This is a genomic window from uncultured Anaerovibrio sp. (assembly GCF_947302755.1).
Taxonomy (GTDB): Bacteria; Bacillota; Negativicutes; order Selenomonadales; family Selenomonadaceae; genus Anaerovibrio.
The window spans coordinates 1-13676 of sequence record NZ_CAMYWM010000067.1; the positions used below are offsets into that span (position 1 = coordinate 1).

The window sequence follows — 13676 nt, forward strand, 5'->3', positions numbered from 1 at the left end:
TACATGGATTGATGTTTCGGAAGCCTTGGGAATATCGGATGAAATGGTGAGGGCATATCGAAATAATGCCCTTATAGACCGGATTAATCAGCGATATGATGTTGAACGGGCTTCGGTGGCTGATCTTATTGAGCAGCGGTATGAAATTGTTGATATAGTGAAGGCAAGCCGGCTGGCTCAGGCCTCAGGATTACATGTGACAGAAGTTATGAGTCATAAGAATATAAATAATACCTGGGCTGAGGTGGGAAGGAAGCTTACAGGCAGTGAGCTGGAGGGCCTTTGATTGTAGGTTTTGTACTCATGTAGGGAATCTGTGTATTTTCACAGATTCCCATTTAAATTTGGAGGTTTATTTTGGCTGAGATTGATGTTACAGGTAAAGCTAAATTTATAATAAAATATGGCTTGGCAGGAATAGTGGCTTTGACCCTGCTTTGCTCCAGTCTGGTGTGGTATATATTGTATTGCTGGGGTAATTTGGATATATATGACGCCAGAATTGTGGGGAACATGGTGGGGGCCCGGGCCGGTGCTCCCGGTACTGTTACGGAAATAATGGTAAAAAATGGCGATATGGTCAAAGCAGGTGATATTATTGCCAGAATTAAGGTAAAGGTTACCGAAGAGCAAATAAGACAGATGGAGCAGACCCTGCTGCTGTCGGAGAAGAATTTGGAAAAGATCCGCCAGGGAGTGGTGGTTCAGCTTCCGCGGGTGGTGGAATCCGGTGGAGGGGTCTCTTCTGCCGAAATAGACAATGCCAAAAGCAAGCTGGACCAGATGAACAGACTGTATGAAATGGGAGCGGTCAGCGGCGTTCAGCGGGATGAGGCTGAAGCCCAATACCAGGCTGCCCTGGCCAGCGGAAGCACCTCAACCAGTGTTGTATATGAGTCCTCCTATCAGCCAGCCAATCAGGAGGCGGTAAAACGGGCTGAGCTTCAGGTAAATCAGGCCCGTATGGCCCTGGAGGAGGCCAAAACCACCAGCAGTGCCACCGAGATAACGGCTCCCGTGGATGGGGTGGTGTATCTTAATGACATTGAACAGGGCTCAGAAATAAAGGCCGGCGATGTGGTGGCCCATGTGGGCAACGATAGTGATATCTGGGTGGAAGCATATCTTAACCCCGATGAAATGGAATATGCCGGTGTAGGTCAGCTGGCCTATTTCTTCGTGGACAGAAGGAAATATAATGGTACCATAGTGGAAGTGATTGCACCGGATGCCCATGAGGAAGCCGGGAAGAACGACGGGGCAAACAGTGAGGCGGGCTATACCAGTCCATATCCGGCGGGCAAGGCCGTAGTAAAAATCGCCATTCCCAAGGATGCAAAGCTGGAAATCCACTTTGGAAACCATGTGGACGTCCGGTTTAGTAAGTAAAATGAGACCCGGACAGTGGGGGCGTCGGCTCCCCATCGGCCTGGTCCCGTTAATTTAGATGCTCGGCTGTCATGGAAAAACCGCCGAGTATCAGCAGACTGGCTGGTCTGGTGCCTCCGGAGCTATGGCTAAAATTGGCAAAAAAAACACTTGCAAAAAGCTTATGGCTGTGCTATTATTTGTTTCGTAAACAACCGTATATATATGGCGACGATGCCACACAGATTGCAATTGGTGATCTGTGTGGTTTTTTTGTTTACTGCAAGCTGTTAATTGAGTTTATTATTAATATTACTTTAGAAAAGGTGGTAAATGCTATGGAAGAATTATTATTTGTCATCCCAGCCAATTCCAGTAGAGAGGATATTGTTGCAACCCTGCAGGCCCATCCGGAAATCATGTTTGTATCCTTGGTAGGTATTGACCTGGCCGGTAACGATACCGATGAAAAAATTCCTATGCGGGTATTTTTGAAGGATATGGATGATTTCTATTCCGGCAGAGCAGTTCAGACAGATGGCTCCTCTGTAGTTCTTTCCGGCATTGCTACTTTGAACAACGCCAAGGTTGATATGCCAATTGATCCAAGTGTAAACTGGTTCGTAGACTATAACTTTGAAAATTACGATGAGAAGACTGGCCTTCCAGTAGGTACTCTCCGTATTCCAGCTTTCCTTATTCATGAGGGTAAGCGTGTAGATTCCCGTTCCGTATTGGCTGACACCCTGACCTTTGTAAAGAAGGAGCTGCTGGATATTTTCCACAAGCATCCAAAGGTTTCTGGTTTGGAGCATATTGATTGCAGCAAGATTAAGGATATCAGCTTTACTTCTGCTACTGAGCTGGAGTTCTGGGTAAAGACCCCACTTTCCCATGTTCATGTGGACGAAATGTTTGCCTCCCAGGTTATGCAGGAGCAGTATTGGCAGAGAACCCATGGTATAGTTCGTACCGCTTTGGAGCAGACTGTAAAGCGCCTTGATGATTATGGCCTTAAGGTTGAAATGGGTCATAAGGAAGTTGGCGGTATCAAGGCTCAGATGGATAAGGGGGGCAACATGACCTCCGTTTGCGAGCAGATTGAGGTTGACTGGCGCTTTGATGATGCCCTTCAGGCAGCTGATAACGAGCTGCTGGCCCGTACCATCATTAAGCAGACCTTCCGTCTTAACGGCTTGGAGGTTAGCTTCAAGGCTAAGCCGATGATTGGTGTTGCCGGTAACGGTGAGCATACTCATATCGGTTTGGCTGCTATTATGGAGGATGGCTCCTTTGTAAATCTCTTTGCACCAAAGGAAATGACAGCTGACTTCATGAGTGCTGTTGGTTACGGTGCTATTATGGGATTGCTGAAGAACTATGAGGTTATTAACCCATTTGTATCTGCTACCAATGATTCCCTTAACCGCTTAAAGCCAGGCTTTGAAGCACCTGTATGTATCGTTACTTCCCTGGGCCATACTCCAGAGGTTCCATCCCGTAACCGTACTATTTTGGCAGGCCTGGTTCGTGACGTTACCAATCCGGCAGCTACCCGTTTTGAGCTTCGTGCCTGCAACCCTTATACTGATACTTATCTGGTATTGTCAGCTATCTATTCTGCAGTATTGGATGGTGTTCGCTATTCTGTAACAAAGACAACCAAAGAGCTCCTTGCTGAGCTTTCCAAGGAAGCTGGACAGGAAGCTGATTATCTGGAGAAGGATAGGGCATATCGTTCTGAGGAGGATGTATTTGAGGACTATACTGCGGATGAGCGCAACAGACTCTTTGGTGCACCACCTGCAACTGTATGGGACAACCTTTCTGCTCTCGATAAGTACACTGACAAGCGTGAAGCAATTACTTCTTCCGGTGCCTTCACTGATGCAATTATTGAGGCCTTCAAGGAGGGTGCTCTTACCCGTTGGAAGACTGAGCTGATTGCCCGCATTATTCCTGAGAATCGTGACATTGTTCGCGCTGCCAAGGAAATTAAGTCCGAATATGTTACTGACCAGGATGCTTATAACTGGAACAAGATTAATGAGCTTCGTTACTATTTGGCCAAGGACAGCATTGATGAGAAGTCCCTCTTCACCCTGCTGATTAACGCTCTCAACGAGGGCGATTATGAAATGGCCTCCGGCCTTCAGGTGGAGATGTATGACAGAATAGAGGAGCTGAAAGCCCTGTATGATGCCTATGTAAAGAATATAATTTAAACTAAACCGCCAACAGTCCTCCGCCGCTTAGGTGGGGGAGAAGGCGGACATGGTAAAATTCAGTTGGAGGCCAAAGCTCCAAAGGAATAATCTGTTTTTTAGGCCCCTGTGCTGTGAAGCAGCTGCTTCCTCCAGGGGCTTTTTGTATTTTAGGAATTTTTTGGATTTTCTGGAATTGTTGGGAAAATTGACGCAATTATAATAATTATGATAGAATAAGACATATTTAGAGGGGGTTGATACCCCTGTATCAGGTTGATTTTTTCCCATTTTTGTGGGTGTTTGTTGGCTGCTTCTATGGATGAGTCCAGGCAGCGGCTGTTACATTGCTTTGCCTCCGCCTTGGGGGCTTGGCACCGGTTAACATAGGAAACTTCGTGCGAAACAGTTGTTCGCACTATGCCCTTACAACGAACACTAAGCTCCCACTGCGCTGTAGGCTTGTGCTCGCTAAGTGTTCATAATAAAAATGTTATGTTCAGGGAAGGAGAGGTGTTTTTTTGCGGTTTGGCAAGCTAAGTATTTGTATATTGGTTGGTACAGCGATAATGCTGCTATGCGCCACAGCCATGGCCTCCGGTATTCTGGTAAAGGAAGGCTCAAGGGGGCCGGATGTGCTGACCGTACAGGTATTGTTAAAGGAAAAGGGATTTTTCAAGGGTAAAGAGGATGGTGTTTGTGGCTCCGAGACCGTCAACGCAATAAAAAAATTCCAGGCATCAGAGGGCCTGGAGGTAGATGGTATATGTGGTATGCAGACCTACAGGCGTTTGGATCCTCATGCCAGCGATATTGATATCAACAAGGGGGTTGAAGGCGGGCATCCGGTGTTTGTTCATGCCTCGGCCTACAGTCCGGAGGAAACCAGTGGCGTTACGTCCCTGGGTACCCGGGTCCGAAAGGGGATTATAGCCTCTGATCCCAGTGTTATTCCAATGGGGACCAGGGTGTATATACCAGGCTATGGTGAAGCCGTTGCGGAGGACTGCGGCGGTGGCATCAAGGGCCATACCATTGATATTGCTTTTGATACTCACGCTGAGGCAATTGCCTTCGGCAGACAGGATATAGAAATTTATATTTTAAATTAAAAAAATGCGGCCCATTGCGGTCGCATTTTTTATCGGTTATTGTTTTTGTTGGTATACATCATGGTATCTGCATTATGGATTATATCTTCGACCTTGTTGTTGCCGTCAAATATCTCATATCCCACAGAAACAGTGGGGAGAGTCGGATCAGCCTGCCGTAATTTGCTTATGCTGTGGGCAAAATGCTGGTTAAGCTTAATGATACAGGTTTCAGTATCGAAGCATTTTTTATTGAGAATTACACAGAATTCATCGCCACCTATGCGATAGCACAGACCCCGTGAATGATAGCAGCTCAAAATAGCCCGGCTGATTTTCTTCAGGACAGCATCGCCATAAGCATGGCCATAGGTGTCGTTGATCTTCTTAAATTGGTCAATATCAAAGATAATAATGGCGGTGTGGCTGTCCAGCTTAGCTAAATGACGTTCATAGGAACGCCGGTTCAGCAGGCTGGTGAGACCATCGCTCTGTACCACCAGTTCAATATAATAGATGTAGAACATGACACAGCAGACGGCTACAGCCAACCAGGAGGTGTTTATGGTACTGTCCATACTGTTGGCATATACACCCACCAATAATGCGCTGAAGGTGGCCAACAGGGAGGTGAGATTTCTGTTTTGATATCTTCTGCTGAAATGATATGCTTCAACAAACATGGCAATAATAGCAACAGTATAGAACATAATATAAATATAATAATAGTCGCCAAGGCAGAAGACATTCTTATCATTGATATAAAATATGAAACCGGTAAAGGCTGAAATGAACTCCAGTATGGCATGGACCAATAGGAAAATAAGGGCCATGTGTATCCGCTTTAAACTTCCTATGGCATATATCCACACCACTACAACAGCAGGGGCCAGACTGAATTCCAGACTGCTGCACAGCCCATGGAGCATCCTGGGGAAGGATGGGTTGCCACTGGCAAAATAGGTCAGCCATTCCAGAAGTGCGGTGGACATAATAACGGAAAAACCGATGGAAAACCCTTTTTGGGCATTTGCCGTAACAATATTTGAATTATTTATTTGTACAATCATTATTATACTTAGCACTACCGTGATAAGTACAACTGTAGAATAAAAAGACATACTAATACTCCCTGAAATTACAATCGTTATATATTATAGCATGAATTCATATAAAATAGTAGAAATATGTATATTGTAAAGAAGAAAAAATGAAAAAACCTATACGAATGTAGGCATTATATAGTATAATACTTAAAAATATGTGTAAAGTATTATTAAAAAATAATTTAAGCTTTCTGATTTAGTCATATAATTATTTGTTGGATGTACTATTGTATTTATAGAAAGGCGGGTGATAGTAATGTATAAGTATTTGCAGGAGGTTACCAATGAAAGGGAATTGATACCCTTTGCCAGTATTTCGGATGCTGTTCGTGACGCCTATGATGTAAGGTCTATAGGCAATGCCGTTCCCAAAAGCTTTTTGCGCAGGCTGCTGGTGCTTTTTGAGGATGAAAAGGGCCAGATATTCTATGCACAGAAGCCGGAAACAATATATATGATTAACCGGGTTTACGGCTGCAAGCAGGCAATCATGGATATTTTTGCCAAAATTGACAAGCTGCTTGAAAAAAATCCTGGGGTTATTGTAACCATTGATGACAATGAGTATGTCATGAGCAGGACTATGCCTAAACGGATTGCTATTCCACGGGAAAATATGAAGCGTTTGGGGATTGAGGAATTATTGTGAGAAAATGGAGCCCTTGGTTCCAGTTTTTTCTGTACATGTTATTTTCCTTGACTATAAAGTGAAATTTTAGGAAAATATAGTGTAGGAGTATGACTGTGTATTCAGTTACAATAGCTTAGGGGAGGCACTTGCCGTATGGGAGTTGAGAAGATGGTATCGGCTCTTGATACAAGTATAAAAGAGTATTTATGGAGGACTGCAGAGGAAGAAAGTCATGGGGGGGTGCATTGTGATGACCTGCTCAAGGAGCTTCGGGAAAGCCTGGATTGTGGTCATGCCCTTGTCCTGACGAAAAATTCCGCTGCCTCCGGCTTTTCTGTGGCTGCCTTCAGCTCTGAGGATAATGACAGCCCCCTTTGTGGTGCCGATTTCCCTGTGGACCAGGAGCAATTGGCCCATTTGGCCGGTTCCCTGGATGGGGATGGTATTGGCAGCCAGGGCCTGTCCTTTTTGGGTGAGGAGCTTGCTCAGGATACCCTGTATTATTCTATTATGACAGGTGATGAGGTCTGTGGCCTGGTTGCCGTTATGGCTCCCCATGCAGCAAAGGCTGGCTGGACCGCAGCTGACAGGCAGGCACTGGCCAAGGTGGGCAGGGCTGTGGCCCTTCAGGTAGAAAATGCCTATCTTGCAGAGCAGAGGGGGCATTTGGAGTCAGCTTTGAGTCAGGCAGAAAATGCCAATAAGACAAAGCAGCAATTCCTTTCTGATATGTCCCATGATATCCGTACCCCGATGAACGCCATTATCGGCTTTGCCACATTGGCAGGAAGTCATATTCAGGAAGTTGAACGGGTTCAGGCCTATTTGGATAAAATTACGGCTTCCGGTAAGCATTTGCTTAGTTTGTTTAACGATGTACTGGATATTACCCGTATTGAGGGCGGCCGGGTACATTTGGAGGAGCTGCCCCAGTCCCTGGCTGATATGATTCGGGATATTAAAAACGCCGTCCAGGGCCAGGCAACCTCCAAGGAAATAAATTATGTAATGGAAACCGTGGATTTGCTTCATGAACGGGTTTTTTGCGATCGGTTGCGGTTTAATCAGGTGTTATTGAACCTTATAAGCAATGCTATTAAATACACCAACCCCGGTGGCGATGTGACGGTTACCATCAGTGAGGTTCCATCCTCCAAGGGGGGCTTTGCTTCCTTTGATTTTAAGGTGGTAGATAACGGAATAGGCATGAGCACCGAATTTGTAAATCACATTTTTGAACCCTTTGAGCGGGAAAATAACGGCAGCAGCAATGTGGTTCAGGGTACTGGCCTTGGTATGGCTATTACCAAGAATATTATTGACCTTATGGGAGGGCTCATATCCATAAAGAGTACCCAGGGCTTGGGTACAGAGGTCATGCTGCATTTGGATATGCGGCTTCAGGGTGACTTTTATGTGGATGGGGAAGTGGAGATCTTGCCGGAAATTCTGGGCAAGAGGGTTCTTGTAGCCAATAATACTGAAGCTTCCTGCAGAAATCTTGTGGGTATTTTGGAAAAGCTGGGAGCAAGGGCTGATTGGACAGTATCAGCTCAGGGGACTGCAGCTCTTGCGGAAGAGGCCCAAAAGAGCGGTGATGGTTATGTGGCCTACTTTGTAAGCTGGCGTATTGATGATACGGTGGGTATTGACGTCGTCAAGCAGCTCCGCCAGCTGGTGGGCAATGCTGTACCTGTGTTTCTTATTACCGATGGCATGTATTCCGGTATGGAGGAGGCAGCTTACAGCTCCGGTGTGTCTGCCTTTATTGATAAGCCCCTGTTCCTGTCGGATATCAGGAAGAATATCAAAAATGCCATGACTATTCACGATGTGGATAGTGAGGAACGCTCCATTGTCCAGGAGGAATTCATGGGCCGGCGCATCCTGCTGGTTGAGGATAATAAGATGAATCAGGAAATTGCCATAACAATTCTCGAGGAAGCCGGTTTCTTTGTGGATCTGGCGGAGAATGGTGAAATGGCTGTGAATAAGGTCACCAAGCATTCACCTTACCATTATGATATTATTCTGATGGATATCCAGATGCCAATAATGGATGGCTATGAAGCCACCCGCCGTATACGGGCCATGGCGGAGAAGGGCAAAGGGGATGTGCCGATTATTGCCATGACAGCAGATGCCTTCTTTGAGGATCGCCAGGCGGCCTTGGCCTGTGGCATGAATGAGCATATTGCCAAGCCCGTTGATGTGGAAAGTCTCTTCGGTATTTTAAAATCGGTGCTTGTGTGAGCTGATTATTTACAAACAAAAATAGACTGCACTCGGCAGTCTATTTTTGTTTTTCGTATAATTTTTTCTGTATTTCGTTGTAGGCGTCCATGGACATAACTATCAGATTTTTGTCATTGGCCCGCTGCACGAAAATAGTCTCACCCTCATCTGCAGCCTTATCGGCATAGATGGTAAATTCATTGAGAAATTCCGATGATGAAGTGGCAATCATATACAGTCCCCCTTTTCAGCATGAGCTTTTTCCCAGACGTGGGTGGCTGGCGGGACGCAGGCTCCTGAGGCGAATGGTCCTTATGGCCTCATTTAAATCCATGTCCTCCCGCTTGTCACCGTATTCATATACGCAAATGGGGTGGTCTACCCCCAGCTCGCTGGCCGGCATATACACATATTCTGATGTTTCAATATCACCGAAGATTACCCCGGAACGCAGCTGGGCTTCAGTCATTGTAGCCATGGCTTTTCCTCCTTAAGTCAGAACATATCCCGCTTCCACAGCAGATATCCGCAGAGAATTACCAGTACGCCGGCAATACCGAAAATACAGCTGAATGCCCAAGTATCCTCTGACATGGGAACTGGTACATTCATGCCGAAGAAGCTGGAAATAACTGTAGGTATTGCCAATAAAATGGTGACGGCCGCCAGAAATTTCATGACCTGGTTCAAATTGTTGGAAATGATGGAGGAGAAGGTATCGGCCAGACGGGCCAAAATCTTGCTGTACATTTCAACCATTTCCTTGGCCTGCTTATTTTCAATGATAACATCCTCCAGCAGATCCTCATCCTCCTCATAATACTTCAGCATGGGCTGCATGGTGGAATTTGTCCTCAGTCGCATAAGTTTATCCAGTACGGCACCATTTGACCGGAGGGAGGCATTGAAGAAGGTCAGGGATTTCTGTAATTCAAGGAGCTTAAGAATCTCTTGATTTTTCATGGAATGACGGAGATTTCGTTCAATTTCATCTGACTGCTTGCTTATTTGGCGCAAATAGCTCAAATAGAAGGTGGCTGACCGATAGAGAATTTGAAACAGAAATCTGGTTTTCTTGAAGGTGCGGAAGAAGCGGGCATTTTTCTCGTTGAAGTAGGACAGCACCGGTGTCTCCTCCAGACATACGGTGATAATGTATTCCTCAGTAACGATAATGGCCAGAGGCAGGGTATCGTAGCCCCCTTCCTCCCTGATGACCGGTACGTTGGTCAAAATCATGACGCTGTCGTCCTCTATGTCAATATGGGACCGTTCTTCATCATCAAGGGCTGAACGTAAAAAGTCAGGCTCAACCTCCGTAAGGTTGCCCACCACCTTCAGCTCGTATGGCGTAGGGTCCACAATATTGATCCAGGCACCGTTTTCCAATGATTTCAGGCTTAACTCTGCGAGAGGACCATTCTCGTGAGATTTGTAGATTTTGAGCATAATGGTACTCCTTTCAATTTGAAAGAGACCATAAAACCCGGCTCATCCTTATATAACAACAATTTCCAAAGTGGCGGGATAAGGGGATACAGTCTCTATTTTTTTTAGTATTTCACCCGGGGGCTCCGGACTAGGATAATCCGTATCCATTTTTCCTCACCAACTTTTTCATAAAATTTTTATTTTTGTCTTATATACTTAAATACAGGTGTTAAGTGTATTTCAAGACCATTAAAATATTACTACCTGCTATGGCTTTCGTCAATGTTTTACAACGAAATCTTAGCCAATCAAATCCGAAGGATTAAGATGCGCTTTAGATTTTGTGTAAGGGCGTAGTGCAAAATTTTATTTTGCACAGAGTTTACTATGATTTCTTGCTGATTAGCTGTATAATTACACGTATTGAAGGAATTTAGGAGGCATTATATGCAAAAAAAACGCTCTGCATCAATGATAAAAATCGGTGCAGTTTTAATTATGCTTACCCTGTTTTTAATAATATACCTGATAAATCCCGGTTTTTTTAATGAACTGTGGGGGGTATGTCTGAGCGGGGACATGAACCAGGTGGCCCAATATATAAATTCCTTTGGGCCCTGGGCTATGCTGTTCAGCTTTCTTCTGGTTTTATGCGTAAACGCCATTGGCTTTCCCCCCGCCATTATTTTTTCCTCGGCCAATGCCCTGATTTTTGGCATAGTTCCGGGGATTATTTTGGCCTGGCTGGCTGAAACCGTAGGGGTGGTTATCAGCTTTCTCCTGTTGAGATTTTTGTTCCGGGATGCGGCTGAGGAGGTTATAGCCAAAAGCGCCTACTTAAAGAAAATAGACGATATGAGCGGCCGGGATGGTTTCAAGATCATGCTCATTGCCCGCCTGGTGCCATATCTTCCTTCGGGTTTGCTGAATGCTGTGGGGGCATTAAGTAAAATGAGCTTAAAGGATTATACCCTGGCTGCGCTGATTGGCAAGCTGCCCTCCACGGCCATTGAGGCCATGATAGGCCACGACGCGGTGACGGCCAGTGAAAATCCCTACAGGCTGGTGTTCAATATTGTTTTGGCCATAGTGGTGGTAGGCTCCTTTTTCATTTATGAAAAACGGAAAAAAGAAAAAAATACATGATATTATGATATTCATCATACTGTTTATTTGTGGATGTGAGGTTTAGAATTATGTCAGAGGCTTCTTCAAAGGGTAAAAGAATCTTTTTTTTGGACAATTTAAAGGCTTTTATCATTTGCTTAATGATAGCTTTTCATATAGCCATGAGCTATATGCAGTATGCTCCCGATTGGTGGTATGCAGTTGATAAGGCCGCTCCCCAATTTTCCTTTACGGTTTTTGTGACCTGGGCGGATATATTTATAATGCCCATAATGTTTTTTATTTCCGGTTATTTTGGCATCAGCTCCCTGTCCAGGCAGACAGCCAAGGAATTTTGGCTGTCCAAGCTGGTGCGTATCCTTATTCCCTGGGTGCTTGGTGTGTTAATATTCGCCCCCTTGGTAACCTATCTGGTGTTTTTGACCCGTCAGGTGCCCCTTCCCTTTATGGAATATCTCAATAAGGTATTTTTCTTTGGTCCCCTCTTTTCCCACGGCCATTATTGGTTTTTGGGGTCTCTCTTCTATTTGTACATTATTTTGTTTATTGTTGTTAAAATCAAGCCCTCTATAAAGGAGAAGCTTACCCCCAGTGAACCAGGCAGGCTGTTCTTTTTGTTTATTGCCGTTTTATCCTATGTATTGACCTTTGCCGCCTATTATATGATTGGCGGCAACAACGATAACTGGTCCAAGCTGTGGCCGATTTTCTTATATCAGCCTACCAGGGTATCCCTTTATGTGATTTATTTCTTTGCAGGGGTATATGGGTGGCGCCGGCAATGGTTTACGGAAAAGGGCGTTAAATTTGATCCAACCATATGGATACCGGCCTTTTTATTTACCGGTTTATTTTACACGGGCTTTGCCTTATTCGGTCAGGCTGCTGTGGAGTCTGCCAGCTATTTGCCGGTAAAGTCAGCCCTGCACAGCTTGTTTGTAATGGCCTCTGTTTTTGGGCTGCTGGCCCTTTTTCAGGCAAAATTGGATTATACCAATGGCCTTTTGAAGGCACTGAGCGATAATTCCTACGCCATGTACTATTCCCATTTGGGACTGGTTATGCTGGTGGTATGGCTGCTGACGGGGTTTGCCATTCCTGTATATATCAAATATCTGCTGGCCTGTGTCCTGGGCTTGGCAGTGACCTACATAGTGGGTCGGATACTGATGTTCCTGCCTTTTTTTACTACGAAAGCTTAGCAAATCAAATCCAAAGGATGCAGATGAGCTCTAGCTTTCGTTGTAAGGGTGTAGTGCGAGATAAGGTATCGCACGAAGTTTACTACGAAATCTTAGCGATAGCAAGCCTACGGCGCAGCGGGAGCTTAGCTTTCGCGTAAGGGTGTATTGCAAAATATTATTTTCCACGGAGTTTGCCCCAAAACCATAATATTGGAAAAATCTTTAATTTTACTTTGACTTAAGGGGAAGTTTCTTCTATATTAATAAAGGAAAATTTTTACTACGAAAGCTTAGCGAATCAAATCCGAAGGATGCAGATGAGCTTTAGCTTTCGTTGTAAGGGAGTAGTGCAAAATATCATTTTGCACGGAGTTTATTGCTGCAATTACCTGACTTTTCAGTGGAGGTTTTATATAATAATGAAAAGAAGCTATAGCACGTTAATTCTCTTTGTGATAATTGGCGCAGTCCTGGGTGGCATACTGGGTGATCTGCTGTCAGGCGTGGAGGCCTTGTCCAGCATATTACCCTATTTGGTTCACACCTATTCTGTGCTGGAAATTCCGCCGGTTACCTTAAATCTGTATGTAATTAAGCTCACCGCCGGATTGACCTTTACGCCGAACCTGATGAGTATATTGGGTATGGTAATAGCTATTATTTTGTTCCGTCGTTATTAAGAGGTGCAGGATGATAATATTGGCATCTGCATCCCCCAGAAGACGGGAACTGTTGACGCAAATCGGCTGTAAATTTGAGGTAATAACCAGTAATGCCGATGAGCTGACTGATACCGGCTTAGAGCCTCATGAGCTGGTGGTAAAAAACGCGCATTTAAAGGCGGAGGCCGTGGCCAGGGAGCATCCGGAATATCCGGTGCTGGGGGCTGATACGGTTGTATGCCTTGATGGACATATATATGGTAAGCCTCGGGATGAGGAGCATGCCAGAGAAATGCTTGGCATTTTTTCCGGAAGGACGCATCTGGTAATCACCGGTATCGTTCTGGCCTGGAAGGGTGATTTCTGGCAGGCATGGGAAACGACAGAGGTTGTTTTTTCCCCTTTATCCGCAGATCAGATTGATGCATACATAGCTACAGGAGAGCCGGCTGATAAGGCCGGAGCCTATGCCATTCAAGGGCGGGCGGCTGTGTTTGTAGACGGAATCAGAGGTTCTTACTCCAATGTCGTAGGTTTGCCGCTCCATTGTCTTGATGGTCTTGCCCGGAAAGCGGGGATTGATTTATATGACAATGGTGAAGGATCTTCCAGTTGATGACCGTCCACGGGACAGGC

General features: G+C 45.2%; 14 protein-coding genes. 10 read left to right on the plus strand and 4 right to left on the minus strand.

The annotated features are described in order from the left end of the window. The 4 genes from Q0Y54_RS07735 to Q0Y54_RS07750 all read left to right on the plus strand — a co-directional run. A partial coding sequence (locus Q0Y54_RS07735; RefSeq protein ID WP_297965996.1) for a hypothetical protein occupies positions 1–286 on the plus strand: 286 nt, incomplete at its 5' end. A gap of 71 nt (positions 287–357) precedes the next feature. Further along, the gene (locus Q0Y54_RS07740; protein ID WP_297965998.1) at positions 358–1389 is read left to right on the plus strand and encodes an HlyD family secretion protein; all 1032 of its coding nucleotides are present in this window, start codon (positions 358–360) and stop codon (positions 1387–1389) included. 317 nt (positions 1390–1706) lie between these two features. Further along, positions 1707–3593: a glutamine synthetase gene (locus tag Q0Y54_RS07745; protein ID WP_297966001.1), complete on the plus strand. Its 1887-nt coding sequence runs from the start codon at positions 1707–1709 to the stop codon at positions 3591–3593. 500 nt (positions 3594–4093) lie between these two features. Next, positions 4094–4684, plus strand: a complete 591-nt coding sequence (locus Q0Y54_RS07750) for a 3D domain-containing protein (RefSeq protein ID WP_297966003.1) — start codon at positions 4094–4096, stop codon at positions 4682–4684. Positions 4685–4713: 29 nt separating this feature from the next. Here Q0Y54_RS07750 and Q0Y54_RS07755 read toward each other — a convergent pair whose 3' ends face one another. After that, positions 4714–5784 carry a GGDEF domain-containing protein gene (locus tag Q0Y54_RS07755; protein ID WP_297966005.1) on the minus strand — a complete coding sequence of 357 codons (1071 nt, stop codon included), beginning with the start codon at positions 5782–5784 and terminating at the stop codon, positions 4714–4716. A 241-nt stretch (positions 5785–6025) separates the two neighbouring features. Here Q0Y54_RS07755 and Q0Y54_RS07760 point away from each other — a divergent pair, with 241 nt between their 5' ends. Both Q0Y54_RS07760 and Q0Y54_RS07765 read left to right on the plus strand, forming a co-directional pair. Then, positions 6026–6418 carry a hypothetical protein gene (locus Q0Y54_RS07760; RefSeq protein ID WP_297966007.1) on the plus strand — a complete coding sequence of 131 codons (393 nt, stop codon included), beginning with the start codon at positions 6026–6028 and terminating at the stop codon, positions 6416–6418. A 135-nt stretch (positions 6419–6553) separates the two neighbouring features. After that, positions 6554–8653, plus strand: coding sequence for a hybrid sensor histidine kinase/response regulator (locus tag Q0Y54_RS07765; RefSeq protein WP_297966010.1), 2100 nt, complete (start codon positions 6554–6556; stop codon positions 8651–8653). Positions 8654–8693: 40 nt separating this feature from the next. Here Q0Y54_RS07765 and Q0Y54_RS07770 read toward each other — a convergent pair whose 3' ends face one another. The 3 genes from Q0Y54_RS07770 to Q0Y54_RS07780 are packed head-to-tail and all read right to left on the minus strand — an operon-like array spanning position 8694 to position 10084. Next, a complete protein-coding gene (locus Q0Y54_RS07770) occupies positions 8694–8867 on the minus strand; it encodes a type II toxin-antitoxin system Phd/YefM family antitoxin (protein ID WP_297966012.1) in 174 nt (57 codons plus the stop codon). A gap of 15 nt (positions 8868–8882) precedes the next feature. Continuing rightward, positions 8883–9113: a hypothetical protein gene (locus Q0Y54_RS07775; protein WP_297966014.1), complete on the minus strand. Its 231-nt coding sequence runs from the start codon at positions 9111–9113 to the stop codon at positions 8883–8885. A gap of 17 nt (positions 9114–9130) precedes the next feature. Further along, positions 9131–10084, minus strand: a complete 954-nt coding sequence (locus Q0Y54_RS07780) for a magnesium transporter CorA family protein (protein WP_297966016.1) — start codon at positions 10082–10084, stop codon at positions 9131–9133. Positions 10085–10513: 429 nt separating this feature from the next. Between Q0Y54_RS07780 and Q0Y54_RS07785 the strand changes: the two genes are divergently transcribed. From Q0Y54_RS07785 to Q0Y54_RS07800, 4 genes are all read left to right on the plus strand, one after another. After that, the gene (locus Q0Y54_RS07785) at positions 10514–11212 is read left to right on the plus strand and encodes a TVP38/TMEM64 family protein (protein ID WP_297966018.1); all 699 of its coding nucleotides are present in this window, start codon (positions 10514–10516) and stop codon (positions 11210–11212) included. Between the two features lie 50 nt (positions 11213–11262). Further along, positions 11263–12396, plus strand: a complete 1134-nt coding sequence (locus Q0Y54_RS07790) for an acyltransferase (RefSeq protein WP_297966020.1) — start codon at positions 11263–11265, stop codon at positions 12394–12396. Between the two features lie 401 nt (positions 12397–12797). Then, positions 12798–13058 (plus strand): DUF4321 domain-containing protein, encoded by a 261-nt coding sequence (locus Q0Y54_RS07795; protein ID WP_297966022.1) that lies wholly within the window; start codon positions 12798–12800, stop codon positions 13056–13058. A gap of 10 nt (positions 13059–13068) precedes the next feature. Next, positions 13069–13656, plus strand: a complete 588-nt coding sequence (locus tag Q0Y54_RS07800; protein WP_297966024.1) for a nucleoside triphosphate pyrophosphatase — start codon at positions 13069–13071, stop codon at positions 13654–13656. Positions 13657–13676 lie beyond the last annotated feature (20 nt).